The organism is Mucilaginibacter sp. BGA-UO-ETr-C110 (assembly GCF_059567985.1).
The window spans coordinates 4,454,384-4,475,268 of the sequence record NZ_JCAQPB010000002.1 but is presented as its reverse complement, the minus strand read 5'-3'; the positions used below and the strand labels follow the sequence as shown (position 1 = coordinate 4,475,268).

The following is a 20,885-nucleotide window of genomic DNA, read 5'->3' as shown; positions in this document are numbered from 1 at the left end:
CTTGTTCCAATAATCTTTAATCCCTTCAATGGGCTTCTACATTGATGCCGATTTGCTTAAGTAATAGCGAGGCATTAAAAGTTTTACACTCGCCGTGTTTGATCTTATAATCAAATAGCATTTCGCCATCCTTAACCTGGATATCAAAATAAAAATTGCGTACGTAATCAGGGTATTTGGTTTCCAGCTGGGCTATTTGCAGATCGTGGGTGGCTACCATGCCTACTGCCTTTTTAGCGATCAATTGTTCAATTACCGCTTTCGAGCCCAGGTATTTATCCACCGAATTGGTGCCCCTTAGCATCTCATCTATCAGGAAAAATATTTTAGGCTCATTCTCCACGGCACCCAGCAACATTTGCAGGCGGTCAAGCTCGGCCTTAAAGGTAGAGGTGCTTTCGTTCAATGAATCCTTAATACGCATATAGCTGATGATAGTAATGACCGATACCTGCATGCTTTTAGCACACACCGGTGCCCCGCAAAGAGCCAGCACGGTATTAATGCCGATGGTACGCAAAAAGGTACTCTTACCCGCCATATTTGATCCGGTAATGATATCTATTTTAAAAGCATCGTCCAGTTCATAATCGTTTTCAATACGCTTGGTGGCATCAATAAGCGGATGGGCTAATTCCTGAGCTGTGAGTGTATAGGCTTCACGATCATCTATCTGTGGGAAATTCCATTCCGGGTAGTTGATGGCCAGTCCGGCCAAACTAAACAGGGCTTCAAATTCGGCTACTACTTCAAAGGCTGCTTCCAGACTTTGGTTGTTCTGGCGTTTCCAATTCTCAATGGCTATTACCTGGCGTATATCCCACAAAAAGAATAAATTAAGCACAAAAGCGATGATCATATTCAGGTGATAATTGAGCTTATTGATCAACGAAGCCAGTTCTTTTATTTTGTTGGATGTTTGTCCGCTTTTGAGTTGCTGGGCCAGGTCGGTATTATAAACCGTTTGCCATTTTTCGTTTTCAACGCGCTCAAAAACATCGGCATAGTTGGCCAGGGTATTTCCTATTTTACCGGCTATCAGATCAGCTTTTTGGATATACGCGGCTTTAGAAAAAACCAGGCTCATATTGATGAGGCCCACCAAAACGGCCGCTAGTCTTATTATCGGGAAAAACCAGGCCAGTGCCAACAGTCCGGTGAGCAGGTAAGGAGCGATCCTGGTATAACGGTCGAGCCATTTTTCGCCCGGCATGTTCAACGGCATGTACAGGTATTTGAAAAGGTTTGGCAGTTGGTTCGCGTCTTGTTTCAGAGCAAATAACAAACGGGTTTGGATGTCCAGTTTCCAGTTGTTTTTTGCGGCGATCTCCTGAACGGCGGCTTGTCGGGGAAGGATAACTTCTTTGGCCGATGGCTTATCAAACCATTGCGCCAGCTTATTGTTGCCGGTTGAAGTAGCGGTGCGATTTACCAGTTGGTATAGCGAAGCATTGCCAAAAATGTCCAGATCAGAAGTATAATAATGTTTTTCGTTGGCAAACCGGGCTCCATCGTTGTAAATATTGGCATGGGTTTGTATGTTGTCGATCTCGTTGAGGTTTACCTTTTGCAGATCTTCAAAATATTGTTTCTGGCGCTCATACTTGCTTTGGCGCGACACCAGCCAGGCAAACGCGAAAACAAGTACCACGAATGCACCGGCCACAATGGTGAAATTGTCAAACTGTACAGCAATATAAATAGCTACTACAATAAGCGCGAAGATACTGAGCCGGAGCAGGGAGTAGGTATTGGCCAGTTTTTTGTATTGACTGGCTTCCTGACCGGCCGCTGCCGCATGTTGCTGATAATCATTAATAATATCTTGTTGCATGATTGCTGTTAAAAAATTTGTGGCTAAATAAACACATATATTTTAAATAAACGTTTATTTGTTCAATATATGAAGATCACTTTTTTAACCGTTGGTAAAACAGAAGATGCCTACCTAAAAGAGGGTATCGACAAATATGTAAAACGCCTGAAGCATTACACCAAACTGGAACTGGTTGAAATTAACGAACTGAAAAATACCAAAGCCCTGAGTGCCGAACAGCAGAAAGCCAAAGAAGCTGAGCTGATACTCAAAAAAGTAACTCCGTTGGATCACCTGATACTGTTGGATGAAAAGGGTGTGGAGTATTCATCAACCCAGTTTGCGGCTTATATCAATAAAAAAGAGATCAGCTCATCGACCAATATGATATTTGTTATCGGCGGGCCTTACGGTTTTGACCAATCCGTTTATCAACGGGCCAATGATAAAATCTCCCTGTCGCGCATGACATTCTCGCACCAGATGGTACGCCTGTTTTTTGTGGAGCAGCTTTATCGCGCCTATACTATTATTAAAGGGGAACCCTATCATCATGAGTGATCAGATGTGCAGATTTCAGATATGCAAATGAATTTTTTTGATCAATTGTGAACTTCTGATTGATCCCATAATCTTAATCTGCACATCTGAAATCCGCACATCTGCACATTTTGTTTCAATTGTGAACTTCTGATTAAGACAATAATCTGCATAGCTGAAATTTGCATATCTGCACATCAAAAACCCTATCTTTGCTAAATGTCAGCAGGTCACGATCATTCACACGCGCACGGTCATCATCACCATGATCACGCTCCCAAGCTCGATCATTTGAATACCGCGTTTATTGCCGGTATCATATTGAATTCTATTTTTATAGTAGTTGAGGTAATAGCCGGTTTAACAACGCATTCGCTGTCGTTATTAACCGATGCCGGTCATAACCTGAGTGATGTGGCCTCACTGGCTTTGGCCCTGCTGGCCTTTAAGCTTACTAAAGTGAGTGCCAATAGTAAATATACTTATGGCTACAAGCGGTCGACCATCATCGTATCGTTTTTTAACGCGCTGATCTTGTTTGTGGCGGTAGGCTTTATTTTATATGAAGCCGTTGTACGCTTTATGAATCCCGAAGTGGTATCGGGCGGTACCATGGCCTGGGTGGCTTTTATTGGTATTGCTATTAATGGTTTTACCGCATGGCTTTTTGTAAAGGATAAGGATAAAGATCTGAACGTGAAAGGTGCCTATCTGCACATGGCCGTTGATGCCATCGTTTCATTTGGGGTAGTAGTATCAGGTTTGATCATTTATTTTACCAAGATCTATTGGATTGATAGCGTAGTGAGTGTAATTATAGGTGTTGTGATATTACGTGGTACCTGGAGCCTGCTTAAAGACAGCCTGCGCCTGGAAATGGATGGTGTACCTGCCGAAATGGACCTGGAAAAGATCAAAGCCGAACTGATGAAAGGCAAAGGCGTAGTTGATGTACACCACATGCATGTATGGGCCCTGAGCACTACCGAAAACGCACTGACCGCTCACCTGGTGATCAAACCTGAATCAATGACCGATTTTGACAATATTAAACATGATCTGCGCCATCGCCTGGAACACCTCGACATCAACCACAGCACCTTTGAACCCGAGTTTGCCGACGAAAAATGCAAGCAACCGGAGTGTTTGTAAATAATGAATTATCCGGTCAACTATAAAAATATTACTGCTGATATAGATTTTTATCAGGAGCTCGACGTAATATATAGCGAAGCCGAAAACTATTTGCTTGGTTTTAAGTGGTGTACGGAAATAAAAAATAGCTTTCTTTATACTAATCTTGGAGAAGTGCTCTGCATTTTTCTTTTCGAGATCATAAATACTCAAAGCAGTGAGGATGATTTTTTATGGGTGATGGTTGGCGATTTTCCACCTATGTACCTGGATGTTTATGGGCCAAAAACGACAAAACATGTAGTTGAGGATTATATCAATCTGGCCCAGGATTGGATTGATCAAATAAAAAAAGGAAATTCTGTAACCGACTGCTATCCGTTTAATGTAACACCTAAATTAGAATTGGCCGAACTCTTGGAAAAGAAGATTGGGTTTATGAAAAATGAATTATTGAATAACATGACAGATATCCTATATCGACTAAGTAAATAATTCTTACTAATTTAAGACCATTATTTAACCTGTGATGAAAACAAACAGACGCAAATTTATAACCACTACGGCTGCTATGGCGGCCGGTACCATAGCTGCATCGGCAATGCCATTATCAGCAGAACAGAAAGAAGAATGGCCGGTGATACATCATGTATTCTTCTGGCTTAAAAACCCGGGCTCAACAGAAGACCGGGATAAACTGGTAGCCGGCGTAAAAACCTTAGCCAAAATTGAAACCGTACGCAAACTGCGTGTAGGTATTGTAGCCAGTACCGAAAAGCGCGATGTGGTTGATAACAGCTGGGCAGTATCAGAACTCATGTTCTTCAGCGATCTGGCCGGACAAGCCACTTACCAAACCCACCCCATACACCTGGAGTTCATCAAAAACTGCAGTCACCTTTGGGAAAAGGTTATTGTGTATGATGCGGTGGATGCATAAGTAACAAAAAAAACGTCATTGCGAGCGATAGCGTGGCAATCCCTGACCTACAGAGCAGAGCGACTTGCTTATTAGGGATTGCCACGTCGTTCCTCCTCGCAATGACGTGATGAAGAATATTGAATAAAGTATTATAAAATATAAAAGCCCCGATAATTACTACCGGGGCTTTTATATTTTAAAGCTACTTGCTTATGCTTTTTTTGCCGGAGCTTTTTTAGCTTTTGCTTTTGGTGCTGCGGCAGGTGCTGGTTCAGCAACTTCTTCAACAGCAACAGGGGCTTCAACAGCCGGAGCAGCAGCTTCCGCTGGGGCAACGGTTGGATCAGGCTCGTTAAAAAGCGGCAGATCTTTTAGCAGCTGAAACCATGAAATTACTTTTTTCATATCTGAAGAGTAAACTTTCTCTTCATCATGATCAGGGGCTACTTCAAAAAAGAAATCCCTTAATTTTTTACCGTCGGCTTTAGCGTCGGGGATGCTGGCAGCGCTTTTCATCTGCTCAAACACATCAGTCAATTTAATATCGTCGTCAAGCCCAAAAATGGTGATCTCGCTCAGTGCCGCTAATTTAGCGGTTGAAAGATTAGCTACCAGTTTGGTTTTTTGCGCATCAAGGCTTTCCAGCACATAACCATTTTTGTTTTGCGCCAGGGCTTTCCATAAACCCGGTTTGCCCGATACTGCTACAATTCCTTGTAAATTCATTTGTTTTATCAGTTGTGAGTTTTGAGTATTGGGTTTTGAGTGAGGTATTAAACTCATCACTCAAAACTCCCAACTCTTTACTAATTAGTCTTCTATTACTTCGATGGTTAAAATTTTATCGCCCTGACGGATAGCGTCAACCACTTCCACATTTTCAACCACTTTACCAAAAACGGTATGGTTGCGGTCTAAGTGAGCCGTATTATCGCGGCTGTGGCAAATGAAAAACTGCGAGCTGCCGGTATTACGACCAGCATGTGCCATTGAAAGCACACCACGATCGTGATATTGGTTATCACCGGTTAGTTCGCAATCAATTTTTTGATCAGAGCCACCTGCACCGGTACCGGTTGGGTCGCCACCCTGAATTACAAAGTTTGGGATAACGCGGTGAAAGGTCACGTTGTCATAAAATTTTGATTTAGCTAATTTTTGAAAGTTAGCAACAGTATTTGGGGCATCTTTGTCGAAAAACTCAACAGTCATATCGCCCTTTTCGGTTTTGATAATCGCTTTGCTCATTTTATTTGTTTTTTGGAAAACAGTTGGCAAAGGTAATAATTTTGAGCTGAAAGGGAAAAGGCTTAAAGCGAAAAGCTTATGGCTCTAAACTTTTTTAGAATCGCGTTTATATCATCATTGATATACGGTAATACATTAGGTGTTTATTCGTTACATTTGAATATATCTACATACATAATTACAGATTAGTGGCCAGCAAAATATATCAGTATCGCCCTTTGCATCTTACAAAGCTTTTAGCTTTTGGCTTTCTGCTTTTGGCTCCCATACTTTCAAAAGCCGCATCAATTTTGATCCCGATGGATGATGAGCAGAAAGATCACCTGAAATCATACGGTATCGCTTTCTGGACGCTTAAGAACGGTGAAGAGGTGGATTGGCTGTTGAACTATCGCGGTGGCAGCTTCATGATGAAGTATGACCCAAAGATAGAAGAGGAATGCAAAGTTCGTGGGGTGAGCTACCAGGTGCTGGCCGATGCCAAGGTAAACGAGATACTGACGGAGGTAAGCGATCCATCAGTCAACATGGATGTGATCAAGCTGGAAAAAACGCCCAAAATGGCCGTGTATTCACCTAAGAACAAATTGCCCTGGGATGATGCCGTTACCCTGGTATTAAAATATGCCGAAATACCTTATGATGTAGTTTACGACGAAGAAGTGATTCGTGGCGACCTGCCTAAGTACGACTGGCTGCACCTGCACCATGAGGATTTTACCGGCCAGTACAGCAAGTTTTACGGCGCCTTCCGCTTTGCCCAATGGTATACCGATGATGTAAAAGGACAGGAAGAACTGGCCCACAAACTCGGCTTTAAAAAGGTATCAAAGATGAAGCTGGCGGTTGCTAAAAACATCCGCGATTTTTGCGCCGGCGGAGGCTTTCTTTTTGCCATGTGCTCAGGTACCGATACTTTTGATATTGCCCTGGCTGCTGCCAATACCGATATCTGCGAAAACATGTTCGACGGTGATTCTGCCGATCCGGATGCGCAGTCGAAACTAGATTTTACCCAAACATTCGCTTTTCAGAACTTTACGCTGGATATGAACCCCATATCGCATCAGTTCAGCAATATTGATGTTACCAGCACCCGCCAGGTTGATCGTACCCGCGATTTTTTTACCTTGTTTGATTTTTCGGCCAAGTGGGATGTGGTACCCAGCATGCTTACACAGGATCATGATAAAGTGATCAAGGGCTTTATGGGATTGACTACCGCCTTCAACAAAAGTATGCTGAAGCCCGGCATAACCATCATGGGCGAAATGAAAACGGCTAACGAGGCCCGTTATATCCATGGCGAATATGGAAAGGGGCAATGGACATTCTACGGTGGCCATGACCCTGAGGATTACCAGCATGCTGTAGGCGATCCCCCGACCGATCTGAAGCTGCACCCCAATTCGCCAGGCTATCGGCTGATCCTAAACAACGTATTGTTCCCGGCAGCCAAAAAGAAGAAACAGAAAACGTGATTTTTGTTTAGTATCAAGTAGTTAGTATCAAGTATCAAGATTTTTGAAAATGATTGCTTGCCTTTGTGAATCTGTCGTGATACTTGATACTAACTACTTGATACTAATTATAGAACGTCCAGCTTACGCCGAACTTGATAAGGTGATCTTGTTGCGGATAGCGGTTCACGGTATAATACCCCTTGCTTGACAAGCCCTGGTTGGCATAATCATACATCAGGAATAAATTGGTACGCTGCAGGGTAGCTTTGAAATATATAGATGCTATAGGGTACGATGAAAAAGTAACATTCGGTCCGTTATAAAACTGGCCTAAGCCTACCGCGTATGACGGCGCCACATACTCTGAATTATAACGCACATTTATCCCAACAGCCGACTGCAGCACATTAAAAAATGTCTTGGTCAGATATAGGTTACTGTACGTATATATCTCCGGCGTACGTAGGGTTGATTGATAGTCGGTTTTTTGATAGACTATGTAATTATCAAAATGGAGGTTGCGCCACTTTAAACTTTTGCCAACGCTTATCTTCAGTAAGTTAATGTCGTTACCCAGCTGTGCCGGGTGTGCGTCATTACCGCCATCCTGCGCTGTAAAATACAGGTAGTTAGATATTAAAAAATACTCCACCTTTACATCAAACTGTAAGGGGGCATTAATATAATTGAAGGATAAACTGGTTGTTTTTTGATTGCGGAAATCATTATGAAAAATATAATGATTGGATATCCAGTCTGTATATACCAGCGGCGGCGAACTATTTTGGGTATAAGCCTCTAAAACAACTTTACCCACACGGCCACCCCCGGCCAGGTTAAGTTTGGCATCGTACAAATAATTGCCAAAATCGCGGCCCTGCACTATCTGCCTGAAATCGGCATCCAAACCTATGCGGTCGCTGAAACGGTAACCCAGTTTAGCTTTTAAGGTAATATCCTGGAAAGTGGTGTTTTGTACTCTGTCCTGGTGAACATATTTGGCGCCGTACTGGTTCAACGCGGTATCACTTACAAATTGCGCGTAATGCCAGAAATCATGTACCAGTCCAAGATCCAGTTTTAGCTCGTTTTTGACAAACTTGACTGATTTGCTGCGCAGATAAAAGCTGTACGAAAATTCATTCTGAATGTGTGTGTATATCGTTGAATCGCGCGACCGGTTATTGCTGTAGTAATAATCAGGGAATACATTGTAGGTATCAACCCCGCTCTCGATATAGTTATACCGGCCATTTTTGATGTTCAGTGTATGCGATACGCGTTGCGTAGGTAAAACTTTGGAATTCTCTTTGCCCTTATTTAAGCTATCAATACGGCCCAGGTAGTAAAACTGTTTAATATATATGCCTTTGTCGTTCCAGTTCTCGTAGCTGTTAGGTAAACGCACAGGGGCCGATGTTTTAAAAAATACGGTACCTGGAGCGCTTGTAAAAACTGAATCACCCAATATAGATCCGGTTTCGGGGGCTTTTAAGTTGTTAAACGTGGCATTCGCCAACAGGTTATAGCGTTTGCTTTTCGACTCGTACCAGGTAAATATGGCCGCGTTAAGACCGCTTACATTTTGACCCAGCACACTGCTGCTACTGTAAAAACCTTTGGAACCGTTAAAATTTAAATTAAGGCCCACATTCCAATTGGGTTTAATGTTTTGGGTATGGATCACTTTAAAAAGCTGTTCGGCCGAACTTCCAAAGCCATTAAAAAGCGATAGGTTGGTATAAGCAACCCGGGTATTATAGTAATTGATATCCTGTGGTTGCAGTGTGTAAATATCAAGGGCGTGCATGCCCATATCAAAACCAATGGTTTTAACCGGTTCAAACAACAGGCTTCTTTGCGATAGCCCGGTATAGCCGAGGTGTATGCGTGGGTTCCGCGGATCAAGCAGCGGACTATAGTTTTCAAAACGGCTTATACCCGTGTCAATAGCAAATGTTTGGGTACTGTCGTTAAGCAACAGCTCGTTGGTTACGCGGATGAATTTTGAATTGTAAATTACAGAATCGTGCTTGTTCTCTTCTTTTTTACGCAAGCTGTCCAGCAGTTCATCATCACTCACCTGCCTGGTTGCTTTAAGGGTATCCCGGGTAGGTAAAGTTCGTTGCCGGCCGGTTTGGTTATATTGCGCAAACGCGCTATGTACCGATATGCACAGCAGGAACAATAAAATATATTTAAATGGCTTACGCCGAAGAGTCAAGATATTAGAATCAGGAATCAAGACAGAAGCCTCCTCATGTAAACGATGATGCTGTGATGTCCTGTTGAAATATTTTCTTTTATTCACTTTAAAAACTCTTTTCTTGACTCTAAATATCTTGACTCTTGGTTCTTATCTCTAACTACCGGCTATCAGTTCTTTAAGTATCAATGTTAGTTTGGGTTCGGCCTCTTCGGCAATTTTTATAATATCTTCAATCACAACAGGCGCCAGCTCATCATTAAAACCTTCGTCGGTTAATACCGATATCGCGAATACCGGCAGGCCCATATGGTTAGCCACAATAACTTCGGGTACGGTGCTCATGCCAACGGCGTCGCCGCCAATAATTTGTAAATACTTGTATTCTGCTTTGGTTTCCAGATTTGGGCCGGTAACAGCTACATAAACTCCTTTATGGCAAATAATATTGTTGGTCTTTGCTATTGTTAATGCTTTATCAATCAATGTACGCTGATAAGGCTGACTCATATCCGGGAAACGCGGACCCAGTTCATTATTATTACGTCCAACCAGTGGGTTTTGCGGTTGCAGGTTAATATGATCGGCAATAATCATCAGGTCGCCCTTTTTAAACTTTGGATTAAGCGAGCCGCTGGCGTTTGAAACAAACAATGATTTAATGCCCAGGTATTTCAGCACCCTTACCGGAAAAGTGATCTGCTGCATGCTATAACCTTCGTAATAATGCAAACGGCCCTGCATGGCCACAACCTTTTTACCGGCCAGCGTACCAAAAATTAATTTGCCAGAATGAAATTCCAGTGTCGAGATCGGAAAATCCGGGATGTTGGAGTACATCAGTTGTTTTTCAACCTCTATTTCTTTTACCAGACCACCAAGACCGGTGCCTAAAATAATGCCTATTTCGGGTTCAAAATCGCCAATGCGGCTTTTAATGTATTGGGCTGTGCTTTGAATATTTTCTAACATAATCTGTTACTAATTTATCAAACTGCTTTTGTTGGTTATTTAAAAACTCAATACCTATAGGCAATACCAAAATATTAAGTTTTTTCACCACCTGCTGCAGTTCCTGTTCCCCTAAACGCTGTGCGTCCTTTTCTGTTGTGATGATCAGTTTTTTTTGTGCAGTGCAGGCCAAAAAATCATCGGCAAGTTTACTGATATTTTTTAAGCTAAACTGGTGATGGTCGGGATATTTATGATGGATGATGTGCAGTGTTTGTTTTTTTAAATGCTCCAGCAAAGGATAGGCATTGGCTATTCCCGTAAGCAGGAATACCGTTGTGGTATCATCTATCACGGTATCGGTAGCCTGCCCGTTCATATTCTGAAGTGGTAAATAGCTTATCGATGTAAAAAAAACGGCCTGATGTGGTCGTGGATTTATTCGGTTGATAACAGCTGCTTGTTGTTCAGGATCCAGAGTCGCCGGGCATTTGCTGATCACGATAATATCGGCGCGTTTGCGCCCTGTAAAAGGCTCGCGCAGGTTGCCGGCGGGTAATAATAAGCGCGGCTCGCGGATGCGGTTATAATCAAACAATAAAATACTGAAACCCGGTTTTACAGCCCGGTGCTGGTAGGCATCGTCCAGAATAATGAGGTCATGTGATGTTTGTAATTGTTCGATCCCTTCCACCCGTTTTTCGTCCACTGCTATCGTAACGCCGGGGAACTTGTTTTTGAACTGCGCAGGCTCATCGCCGATGTCAGATGCCTGCGCATGAGCATCTGCTATCAGAAACCCTGTTGTTTTACGGCCATAGCCCCGGCTTAAGGTAGCCAGTTTGTAATTACCTTTCAACAAGCGGATCAGGTATTCCGTCATCGGGCTTTTACCCGCGCCGCCTACATCCAGGTTGCCCACAGCGATCACGGGGATGTTAAACGACCTGCTCTTAAATACCCCGGTATTATAAAACCAGTTGCGGATAACCACCACCAGGCCATACAGCAACGAGAAAGGAAATAAAAGCCAGCGGAGGTATATCATAGTAAATGACTGATGAATATAGTTATTTGATATCGATCAGTAATAGATCATCAATCCGATCAAAATGTTTTTTATTCAAAGTGGCCACAGGCAAGTTATTGCTCATTGCAATGGCTGCAATAAACAGATCGGCAATACCTATTTGTTTACTTTTAAGTCTCAGGGCTTTATTGATATCAATGGCCTTAGTTACTGTGGCACTATCAAAACTAAGTATCTCAATGTTGTCAAGAAACTCTTTCCAATATGCTATTTGTGCCTCTGTAGCACCTGTATAAATCTCATATTCCGTAATGGTGCAGATACAAAAGCTGTAACCATCATCCATTAATGAAATTAATTTCGAATTTAATTTGTTGGATTTTCTGAAAAAATCAATGAGCAGTGAAGTATCAGCCAATACTACTTTGTCCGCCATTTATCAATCTCTTTGCGGGTTTGTTCAATAGTTGCAACCTGCTCGTCGGTAAAAACCGGAGCATCTAATAGAAATGACCTTAGATCCTTTTGTTGCGTATCTTTTGCAGATTCTTTTTCCAGCTCTTTTTTAAATCTTAATAACTGATCTTTAGGGAGCTGCTTAACGATCTTAATCAAATTCTCAAAACCTATATCAACCTGAATTTGCATAATCAAATTTACTAAATTTATTTAAATTAGTATTTATACGCATACCCGATGAAACTCAAACTACTTCCTTTTTTACTCACTATCACCTCCACCGCCTTTGCCCAAGCAGATCGTAAGCTTACACAACAGCTTAATGATGCGGTTATGGGATTTCATGGCCAGGTAGGAATCTATGTGCAAAACCTTAAAACCGGCAAAACCGCGAGTATTAATGCCGATACCTTGTTCCCTACGGCCAGTATGATCAAGGTGAGCATCCAATGCGGTTTAATGGATAAAATTGAAAAGGGCGAGCTGCAATACAATCAAAAACTGGTTTACCGCGACTCCTTGCTGTACAAAGGAGAGGATATCCTGGGCTCCTTTAAAGATAAAGACACGATACAATTGAGTAAAGTGGCCCTGCTCATGATCACCATGAGCGATAATACGGCCAGCACCTGGCTGCAAAAGCTGGTAGGCGGCGATTATATCAACAATTGGCTGCAGCAAAACGGATTTAAGGTAATGCGGGTAAACTCCCGTGTGCCGGGGCGCGAAGCTATCCGCAGTATTTACGGCTGGGGGGTAAGTACACCCTTTGAAATGTGCCGCCTGTTTACCATGATCAGGCAGGGTAAGGCTGTTAGTCCGGCTGCCAGCGAGCGCATGAGCCGCAACATGGCACGTATTTACTGGGATGAGAAAGCGCTGTCGCAGATACCACCTTATGTGCAAACCATATCTAAACAGGGTGCCGTTGATGCCGCGAAATCAGAAACCGTGCTGGTGAACGCCCCGCATGGCGATTATGTATTTTCCATCATGACCAATCATAATACCGACCAGCGCTGGGTACCCGACAACGAAGCCAGTGTACTCATCAAAAAAATATCGGCCCTGTTATGGCACTATTTTGAGCCCGGCAGCAATTGGAAACCCGCCGAGGGGATTGATAAGTATATGAAAAATGAATAGGGTGAGTTAGGTAAAATTAATCTCAATAATTCCAACAAAGGGTGTCATTTCGATAGAGCCTGAGAGGCATAAGCGTTGGGGCGAAAGAGAAATCTTCTGCTGTATACAAATCCCACTTGCAAATTGCAGAAGATTTCTCCTCGTACCTCGTTCGAAATGACAAGCTTTTTATTTCTTCACATACTCGTTGTTGGTATGGAGACCGCTTAGATCATCACCTCTTTAAACACATTTCAGTAATATTTCTGTTCCCTGCTTCTAATATGCAGGCCGTTTTATTATAATTGGAAAATATATCAATGTGTGTTTCTGACACCTGCCAATTACTGCCTTTATGATGAAAACAATATTTACTTTGTTAGTACTGTTTCTGCTTGCTGTTACTGTAAAAAGCCAAACCCGCACCAATTTATCGGGCACAGTGACTGATGATAAAACACAGGTTATACCCGCTGCTTCGGTTTATTTGCTCAATACCAATTACCACACTATTGCCGATAAAAACGGGAAATTTGTATTCAGAAACCTGGATGCCGGTACCTATACCCTGCATATCAGCGCGGTAGGTTATGCAGCCAGGAACCAGGAAATAAAAGTTGGCAGTAACAGCAAATCCATCGATATAAAATTAAAAGATGCAGCCAACCAGTTGGACGAGGTTACCGTAACCGCCCAAAAATATGAGGAAGACGCCCAGCGTGTACCGATCAGTATCACGACGTTAACGGCAAAGCAGATACGCGATTACCGTCTTTGGGATCTTAAAGATCTGACCGCTATTGCACCCAACCTCAACTCGGCTGGACCGGGCGATAACCGTACAGTGAGTGGCATCAGGGGTATTGTCACAACTTCATACGACCCCGCGGTAGCTACTTATGTAGATGGTGTGAACCAGTACGGCCTCGATACTTACATCCCCCAGTTGCTGGATGTAGAAAGAATAGAAGTTTTACGTGGCCCGCAGGGAACCCTTTACGGGCGCAATGCTACCGGCGGGGTTATCAATATCATCACCAAACAACCTACCAATACCATAAGCGGTTTTGCCGGGCTCGATTTTGGTAACTACGGCCAGCAGCGCTACACCCTGGGTCTGCGTGCTCCCCTCATTAAGGATAAGTTATTTTTAGGCGTCGCCGGTGTTTATTCGGCTTTCAACGGTTTTTATACCAATACCTTTAACAATGCCCATTTTGATAAGCAGCATTTCTTTTTAGGTAATTACTACCTCAAGTTCCTGGCTACCTCCAAACTGGCGCTCACCTTGAATGTTAAAAATTATAATAACCGCAATAATGGCGCTTTCCCGCTGGCAGGTTCACCGGCTGATGCTTTGAGCGATCCGTTTAAGGTAGATCAGGACGCCACCACCAAAATGATCGATAATACTTTCCAGTCCTCATTGGCTATTAGCTATGCCGGGCGCGATTTTAACTTTACCTCCCAATCGTCATACCAGGTTAATAACCGGTATTATACTACGCCTATCGACGGCGATTTTTCAGCCATCGATGGCATATCGATCATCAACAATTATGGCGGCGACTGGAACAAAGTAAAGACTGGGATCCAGGAGTTCCGGTTTACTTCGCCGGCCTCATCAACCTCGGCTTTAAAGTGGACAGCCGGCGCTTATGGTTTTTACCATTACGCGCCAAATCGCCAGGGTACCCATTTCGGTGCCGATGCTGCGGAAGTAGGTTCGCCCATGACCAATTTTACCAGCATCAATACCAATACCGACCGTAATTTAGGCGTAGCTGTTTATGGCCAGGTAACATATACCGTAAGCCCCGAATTTGATATTACCGCCGGTCTTCGTTATGACCATGAGCATAAGAAAGAAAACATCCTGGGTGAATTTCAACCCGATGGACAGGCGGCTATCGTAACCCGGTCTGATACCTCGTCAAAAGCTAATTTTAATGCTTTTTCGCCAAAACTGAGCGTGGCTTATCATTTTTCGACCAACAATAACCTGTATGCCAGTTATAGCCGCGGTTTCCGGGCCGGGGGGATTACAGAACTGGGCTCAGACCCCTCGCAACCACCGCTGTATACCTTTAAGCCCGAGTACAGTAATAACTACGAGATAGGCTCTAAAAATAATTTTTTAGATAACAAGCTGCGCGTAAATATTACCGCTTTTTATACCCGCGTAACCAACGCGCAGGTGCCTACGCTGATATTGCCCGATGCCATTACCATTACCAAAAATGCGGGAAAACTGAGCAGTAAAGGTGCCGAGCTGGAGCTGAGTGCTACCCCGGTAAAGGGCCTGGTTTTTGATTATAATTTTGGATATACCCATGCCCGTTATACCAGCCTGGCAGTAGGTAACAATGGACAAATTGTGGACCTTAAAGGTAACCGCCAGATCTATACACCTGATATTACTTCCATGCTGGCTGTACAATACGGCTATGAGCTGGGTGGACCGCAAAAAGTAAAACTGGTAGCCCGTGGCGAATGGCGCTACCTGGGCGATCAGTATTTTGACCTGGCCAACCAGATCGAACAAAAAGCATACAGTAAGTTTAACGCGAGGTTAGGGTTGGATACCAAAAACTTCAGCCTGTTTTTCTGGGAGAGCAACATCGCCAACAAAAAGTATATTGATTATGCCTATGACTTTGGCGCATCGCACTTAGGCAATCCGCGTACCTATGGCGTATCGTTAAGCACGAATTTTTAAGTCCGAAGTTCTGAGTCTTAAGTCGTAAGTTCATTACTTAAGATTCTTTTCTGACTTAGGACTTAAGACTCAGAACTTGAATTAACTTTTCATTTTCTTCAACAAAGCTTCTACAACTTTGGGAAAATGATGATGCTCCAGCTGCTGGCCTTTAAATTTAACCATTTCCAGGTTGTCGCCCGGTTCAATCCTGAATTTGGATTGGTGGATGATCTCGCCTTCATCAAACTGCTCGTTTACAAAGTGTATGGTAATACCGCTTTCCTCTTCGCCGGCTTCCAGGATAGCTTTGTGCACATGATCGCCATACATGCCTTTGCCACCATATTTGGGCAGCAGGGCAGGGTGAAGGTTAATGATCTTGTTGGGGAAGGCTTTTAACAACGATGCGGGTACCAACCATAAAAAGCCTGCCAGTACAATAAGGTCAACCTGCAGGTTTTTAAGTAGTCTGATCACATCGTCGGTTTCAAAAAATTCATGCCTGGTAAATATGTGCGATGGTACCTCAAAATTATCGGCCCGTTGTAATACGTAAGCCTGGGGATTATTAGTAAGTATCAGCACTACTTCGGCATCGGCATTGCGTTTAAAGTGCTCCATTAACTTTTGGGCGTTTGACCCTGAACCTGAAGCAAAAATGGCAATTCGTTTCTTCATTAAAATTTGGGGCTTTTCAAAGGTGATGATGTTACCTGTAAATGTTTATTTATAGGGATTTGTTTTATGCTGCTGGTAATTTTATTATAAAAAATCACTGGTATCATAATCCAAATATAAAAGTTTAGTTATTGTGTTACTGCTTTTTGCTTGATAAATCCGTATCGCACAATTCTTCGCCTGGAGGTTGATGAATAATTCGGCTGCACATCACCCGTTTGTAATACCAGGGAATAAACCCCCAGGGTAGATATCTGTGCATTGGTAAAAGGCTGTGTATCTTTTATAGCCGCCCCTACGTTGCCGGTAGTATCCTTGCACGTTATGTCTGATACTAAATAAAGTCGATTCTGAGTAAGCGACCAGTTGCCGGTTGTTTTTTGGGCCAGGCAGGCAAAATTCACAAATGTGCAGGTATTGTTGGTATTGAAAGTGAATGTTTGGGTCGAGTCGCAGTTAACATATAAAGTATCCGTGCTGCCAATCTGCGCATCACCAACATAATTGTTAACCTGTACCGTAGCCAGCAGCCAGGTGCCGGCTGTGAGCAAATGTGGTATATTGCTGTCTGCATCCTTTTTACAGGAATTACTCAGCAGGTTAATAATAACTAAGCCTAAAACAAAAACTAACGGGGTTTTATTTTTCATAGAAAATACGCAGGCAAAAATAAATATTCCCGGTTATTAGTTGGCAACCAGGACGTAATAATAACTCTTTTAAACTGAAATTATTTTAATAAGCTATTTAAGCGTTTTACACCCTAAACCTCAAGACGGATTCAGGATGGATGTTTTATTTTTACTTTTGATTTTTGACTTACTACTTACTACCATGCGTGTACCCTTCGAAAAACTGAAAGCTGAATTTAAACGGATCCTAACCAATATTGATTTTACCGATGATAAGGCCGAAAAATGTGCCGCCATTTTTGCCGAAAACAGCAGGGATGGTGTGTATACACACGGCCTTAACCGTTTCCCGGTTTTTGTGCAGCATGTAAGAGACGGCCTGGTAAAACCAGCCGAAGAACCTATAAAAGAAGGAGGCTTAGGCGCTATTGAACAATGGGATGGTAATTATGGTCCGGGAATGTTAAATGCCCGTATCTGTATGAACCGGGCTATTGAACTGGCCCGCGATAATGGCATTGGCTGTGTAGCCATCAAAAATACCAATCATTGGATGCGCGGCGGCACTTACGGCTGGCAGGCTGCCGAGGCCGGTTATATAGGCATCTGTTTTACCAATACTATTGCCAATTTACCGCCCTGGGGCGGCCTGGATCCGCGTTTGGGTAACAACCCATTGGTGATAGCCGTGCCCCGCAAAAACGGGCATGTAGTGCTCGATATGGCCATATCGCAATACGCGGTTGGTAAGCTGTATCAATATAAATCAAGAGGTGAACAACTGCCCTTACCCGGTGGCTATGACAGCGAAGGACATTTGAGTACCGATGCCGCGGCCATACTACAGTCGGAGCGCCTGCTGCCGGTTGGCTTTTGGAAAGGATCTGGACTTTCGCTGGTGCTTGATCTGCTGGCTACGGTTTTAAGCGGCGGTAATTCCACCGCCAGGATCACTGCCGATGGCAAAGAGGCCGGTATCTCACAAGTATTTATCTGCATAAAACCAAAGGACGATGACCATACCGCTGCCCTCATCGAAGAGGTCATCAGCTATACCAAAACCAGCCGACCCGAACACCCCGGAACAACTATCTCCTATCCCGGCGAAAACACACTGAAAACACGCGCACAAAATTTAAAAGAAGGTGTTTTAGTGGATGAAAAGATCTGGAATACGGTGCTGGGACTGTAGAGGTGGGGTCAAAAGTCAAAAGTCAAAAGTCAAAAGTCAAAAGTCAAAAGTCAAAAGTCAAAAGTCAAAAGTCAAAAGTCAAAAGTCAAAAGTCAAAAGTCAAAAGTCAAAAGTCTGTGGTGCGGTGATAACACCGACCACAAGCTTTATCTTCTTTATTGATTCTCGATTCCTTACCTTTTCCAGCCTGTGGTCGGTGTTATCACCGCACCACTTTTTTATTATCTTAATTCATGCATCAAGGGATTGAATTTTTCGCCCCCGTTGGCGCAAGTCTTGTGTGATAGGTTGGAGGTAAGGGCTGACTTGTGACCTTGTTGCATTGTATACAAACACAAGCCATCAACCCATCGGTAGCCACACAAAATTTGTGTTAAAGGCGAAGAGACTAATGAATAATCCATTGATTTAAATTAATTTAGTGAACCATAAACCTAAAATTATGAAATTATCACTCTCCTGTTTCGCAATTGTTCTCTTATTACAGAGCTTTGCTTTTGCTCAATCCAAATCGTTCGTTATACATCAGGATACTATTGTGTTTAATATGCAGCTTGTTAATGGGGTTGGGCCCATGGGCCAAAATTCATTTGGGATAGGCTCCTACGATGTAGTAAAAGATTATGTGGAATTTAAAGCCTATCCGGTGATGAAAAATATTCCAGGCAGTTTAACAAATGTGGTGCAGTATTTTTATATCCTTAATCATTTTCAGTTCTTTTATCAAAACTATTGTGCCGGTATTTATAACAAAGCGATTTTTCTTAAAGAGGCAAATAAGGAAGGCTGGGTTTTAGCAGATACTGTTAAATTATCGCGCACACCCCTCCTATGTTTTGTTTCCGTGTTGGCTGGTATTGATCAGCAGAAAAATGAGGTGGCTATTATTGATGCTAATAACAATGGAGATTTTGCGGATGATGTGATTAAGCCGCTTTTAAAGAATGTATATGACGAAGCATTGTTCAGTAATTTATCGGTTTTGGTTAAAACAACCTATTTGTCTGGTAAAGAAATTAAAGAAAAAGAGGTGCCTGTTTTTTTAGAACGTTCACGCAATCCTCAACAATTAGCGTTAGCTTTTATGTTTCCTGAATTTAATTATACCAGGTTTAAGTATCAGAGAAAATCCTATATGATGTGCACCAGTGCCAACTTGACTCCTTTTATTTGTATTCTGTCTGACAGGCCTTACTTCATGCGTGTGAGTAATGATCAAATCATCAGGATTAATCATTTTGTTAGAATAGGAAATTCCAATTTTAAGTTTATCAATTATGACCCTAATGCAGGCAAGGTTACATTAACAGGTATGTCTGTTAATGGGTTTTCTGATAATGGGAGCGTCACGGAGGAAAAGGAAGAAATAACGGCAGGAATAATTGATACGGTGACTTCTGACCAGGTTGGGTTTCGGGCGCCATTAATTTCAGGTGAAAACATCAATCAAAGTTTAAGTACAGGCATGCAGATATCAACCGCCGGTTGGAAGGGCAAATACATCTTTGTTGATTTTTGGAGCACCTACTGCGGTCCATGTATTTTAGAATTGCCCTATTTAAGGGAAGCTTATTTGAAATATAAAAGAGATAAGTTTGAGATCATTGGTGTTTTTGATGAGCGTGATAAAGCAATGACTCAAACTTTGTTCAAAAAGAATAAAGTGATATGGCCCAATGTTGAAATGAATAGCAAATCTACCCAAATTTCAGGTTATGGTCATATAAACAGCTTCCCAACAAGTTATCTGATCGATCCTTCGGGAAAAATTGTGGACTATAACCTGAGGGGTGACGCACTGGTTAATAAATTACGAGAACTGATCAACTAATTATCTCCGCCTGTGGTTGGTATTATTCCAGCCTGTGGCTGGTGTTATCACCGTTTAAATCTTATTTCTTAATTCTCACTTCTTGATTCTCTCCTATTCTCCCACCATCATGCCCTCAAACTTTTCCCAGAAACCATCGTGCGGAACGGGAGCAATGATCGTCACCGGTTCATTTTTAACGGGGTGGACAAAAGTTAATTTACGGGCATGCAGACAAATGCTTTTGCGCAGGCTGCCGCGCGGGTAGCCGTATTTATTATCGCCAACAATGGGCGTACCCAGGGTTGAAAGCTGCACCCTGATCTGGTGCGGGCGACCGGTTATCGGGTCAACTTCAATCAGGTAATAGCCATTAAGTTCGGCAACCAGTTTGTAATGCAGTTCGGAGCGTAAACTGCCCTGTACTTCTTTATCATGCGCCTTGGTTACATTTTTCTGTGAGTTTTTTACCAGCCAATGTACCAGGGTGCCTGCCTCGGGTTGGGGGCGTTTGCGCACTACGGCATAATAGGTTTTATGCATATCGCGGGCCTTAAACATCTTGTTGATCCTGTCGAGTGCCTTGCTGGTTTTGGCAAACAGGATAACGCCGCTTACCGGGCGATCCAGCCGGTGCACCACGCCTAAAAAAGCGCCGTTGGGTTTATTGTATTTTTGGGCGATGTATTTTTTAACCTTTTCATCCAGCGGTTCATCGCCGGTTTCATCAACCTGTACAATATCACCGGCGCGCTTGTTCACGGCAATAAGGTGATTGTCCTCATAAAGGATATCCTTATCGGTAATATCGTAGCTGGTATAATTAAATTCGGGACGCATCTTTTTTATTTCGGAATTGGGATTTTCGATTTCGGATTTATTCTAATTTCGGAATTCGGATGTAGGATTTTAATATTTATTCAAAAATCAAAAAAATCTAAATCCCCAAAATCCGAAATCGAAATTCCGAAATCCGAA

General features: G+C 42.8%; 20 protein-coding genes. 9 read left to right on the top strand and 11 right to left on the bottom strand.

The window, feature by feature from the left end:
- Positions 1-25: 25 nt before the first annotated feature.
- Complete coding sequence (locus AC57BQ_RS19295) at positions 26-1,834, bottom strand: MutS-related protein (RefSeq protein WP_496407819.1); 1,809 nt, start codon at positions 1,832-1,834, stop codon at positions 26-28.
- A 69-nt stretch (positions 1,835-1,903) separates the two neighbouring features.
- Between AC57BQ_RS19295 and rlmH the strand changes: the two genes are divergently transcribed.
- The 4 genes from rlmH to AC57BQ_RS19275 all read left to right on the top strand — a co-directional run bounded on the left by rlmH (position 1,904) and on the right by AC57BQ_RS19275 (position 4,430).
- On the top strand, positions 1,904-2,377 hold the full coding sequence (gene rlmH, locus AC57BQ_RS19290; RefSeq protein ID WP_496407818.1) for a 23S rRNA (pseudouridine(1915)-N(3))-methyltransferase RlmH: 474 nt from the start codon (positions 1,904-1,906) through the stop codon (positions 2,375-2,377).
- A gap of 198 nt (positions 2,378-2,575) precedes the next feature.
- Positions 2,576-3,508: a cation diffusion facilitator family transporter gene (locus AC57BQ_RS19285; RefSeq protein ID WP_496407817.1), complete on the top strand. Its 933-nt coding sequence runs from the start codon at positions 2,576-2,578 to the stop codon at positions 3,506-3,508.
- A 3-nt stretch (positions 3,509-3,511) separates the two neighbouring features.
- Positions 3,512-3,985, top strand: coding sequence for a hypothetical protein (locus AC57BQ_RS19280; RefSeq protein ID WP_496407816.1), 474 nt, complete (start codon positions 3,512-3,514; stop codon positions 3,983-3,985).
- 34 nt (positions 3,986-4,019) lie between these two features.
- Positions 4,020-4,430, top strand: coding sequence for a Dabb family protein (locus AC57BQ_RS19275; RefSeq protein ID WP_496407815.1), 411 nt, complete (start codon positions 4,020-4,022; stop codon positions 4,428-4,430).
- A gap of 192 nt (positions 4,431-4,622) precedes the next feature.
- Here the strand turns inward: AC57BQ_RS19275 and AC57BQ_RS19270 are convergent, their stop codons facing one another.
- Positions 4,623-5,138 (bottom strand): DUF5606 family protein, encoded by a 516-nt coding sequence (locus AC57BQ_RS19270; protein WP_496407814.1) that lies wholly within the window; start codon positions 5,136-5,138, stop codon positions 4,623-4,625.
- Positions 5,139-5,222: 84 nt separating this feature from the next.
- Positions 5,223-5,660: a peptidylprolyl isomerase gene (locus AC57BQ_RS19265; protein WP_496407813.1), complete on the bottom strand. Its 438-nt coding sequence runs from the start codon at positions 5,658-5,660 to the stop codon at positions 5,223-5,225.
- A 299-nt stretch (positions 5,661-5,959) separates the two neighbouring features.
- On the opposite strand from AC57BQ_RS19265, the gene AC57BQ_RS19260 reads away from it, so the two are divergent.
- Positions 5,960-7,141: an asparagine synthetase B gene (locus tag AC57BQ_RS19260; protein ID WP_496409485.1), complete on the top strand. Its 1,182-nt coding sequence runs from the start codon at positions 5,960-5,962 to the stop codon at positions 7,139-7,141.
- Between the two features lie 103 nt (positions 7,142-7,244).
- Here AC57BQ_RS19260 and AC57BQ_RS19255 read toward each other — a convergent pair whose 3' ends face one another.
- Genes AC57BQ_RS19255 through AC57BQ_RS19235 form a run of 5 tightly spaced genes read right to left on the bottom strand, consistent with a single transcriptional unit; the run spans position 7,245 to position 11,958 of the window.
- Positions 7,245-9,434: a putative porin gene (locus AC57BQ_RS19255; RefSeq protein WP_496407812.1), complete on the bottom strand. Its 2,190-nt coding sequence runs from the start codon at positions 9,432-9,434 to the stop codon at positions 7,245-7,247.
- Positions 9,435-9,485: 51 nt separating this feature from the next.
- On the bottom strand, positions 9,486-10,301 hold the full coding sequence (locus AC57BQ_RS19250; protein ID WP_496407811.1) for a purine-nucleoside phosphorylase: 816 nt from the start codon (positions 10,299-10,301) through the stop codon (positions 9,486-9,488).
- Entirely contained in the window at positions 10,264-11,328 is a 1,065-nt protein-coding gene (gene lpxK, locus AC57BQ_RS19245) for a tetraacyldisaccharide 4'-kinase (RefSeq protein WP_496407810.1), read from the bottom strand. Before lpxK ends, AC57BQ_RS19250 begins: the two co-directional genes overlap by 38 nt.
- A 22-nt stretch (positions 11,329-11,350) precedes the next feature.
- Positions 11,351-11,746 carry a type II toxin-antitoxin system VapC family toxin gene (locus AC57BQ_RS19240; protein WP_496407809.1) on the bottom strand — a complete coding sequence of 132 codons (396 nt, stop codon included), beginning with the start codon at positions 11,744-11,746 and terminating at the stop codon, positions 11,351-11,353.
- Positions 11,731-11,958 (bottom strand): type II toxin-antitoxin system VapB15 family antitoxin, encoded by a 228-nt coding sequence (locus AC57BQ_RS19235; RefSeq protein WP_496407808.1) that lies wholly within the window; start codon positions 11,956-11,958, stop codon positions 11,731-11,733. The genes AC57BQ_RS19240 and AC57BQ_RS19235 overlap by 16 nt, the downstream gene beginning before the upstream one ends.
- Before the next feature lie 48 nt (positions 11,959-12,006).
- On the opposite strand from AC57BQ_RS19235, the gene AC57BQ_RS19230 reads away from it, so the two are divergent.
- Both AC57BQ_RS19230 and AC57BQ_RS19225 read left to right on the top strand, forming a co-directional pair.
- Positions 12,007-12,915 (top strand): serine hydrolase, encoded by a 909-nt coding sequence (locus AC57BQ_RS19230; protein ID WP_496407807.1) that lies wholly within the window; start codon positions 12,007-12,009, stop codon positions 12,913-12,915.
- A 334-nt stretch (positions 12,916-13,249) separates the two neighbouring features.
- Positions 13,250-15,613 (top strand): TonB-dependent receptor, encoded by a 2,364-nt coding sequence (locus AC57BQ_RS19225; protein ID WP_496407806.1) that lies wholly within the window; start codon positions 13,250-13,252, stop codon positions 15,611-15,613.
- Between the two features lie 81 nt (positions 15,614-15,694).
- Here AC57BQ_RS19225 and purN read toward each other — a convergent pair whose 3' ends face one another.
- Together purN and AC57BQ_RS19215 are read right to left on the bottom strand one after the other, a co-directional pair.
- The gene (gene purN / locus AC57BQ_RS19220; protein WP_090472517.1) at positions 15,695-16,273 is read right to left on the bottom strand and encodes a phosphoribosylglycinamide formyltransferase; all 579 of its coding nucleotides are present in this window, start codon (positions 16,271-16,273) and stop codon (positions 15,695-15,697) included.
- Positions 16,274-16,401: 128 nt separating this feature from the next.
- On the bottom strand, positions 16,402-16,923 hold the full coding sequence (locus AC57BQ_RS19215; RefSeq protein WP_496407805.1) for a hypothetical protein: 522 nt from the start codon (positions 16,921-16,923) through the stop codon (positions 16,402-16,404).
- A gap of 184 nt (positions 16,924-17,107) precedes the next feature.
- Between AC57BQ_RS19215 and yiaK the strand changes: the two genes are divergently transcribed.
- Both yiaK and AC57BQ_RS19205 read left to right on the top strand, forming a co-directional pair.
- Positions 17,108-18,097 (top strand): 3-dehydro-L-gulonate 2-dehydrogenase, encoded by a 990-nt coding sequence (yiaK, locus tag AC57BQ_RS19210; RefSeq protein WP_496407804.1) that lies wholly within the window; start codon positions 17,108-17,110, stop codon positions 18,095-18,097.
- Positions 18,098-18,644: 547 nt separating this feature from the next.
- Complete coding sequence (locus AC57BQ_RS19205) at positions 18,645-19,928, top strand: TlpA disulfide reductase family protein (RefSeq protein WP_496409484.1); 1,284 nt, start codon at positions 18,645-18,647, stop codon at positions 19,926-19,928.
- A 93-nt stretch (positions 19,929-20,021) separates the two neighbouring features.
- Here the strand turns inward: AC57BQ_RS19205 and AC57BQ_RS19200 are convergent, their stop codons facing one another.
- Positions 20,022-20,747, bottom strand: a complete 726-nt coding sequence (locus AC57BQ_RS19200; RefSeq protein WP_496407803.1) for an RluA family pseudouridine synthase — start codon at positions 20,745-20,747, stop codon at positions 20,022-20,024.
- Between the last annotated feature and the right edge of the window lie 138 nt (positions 20,748-20,885).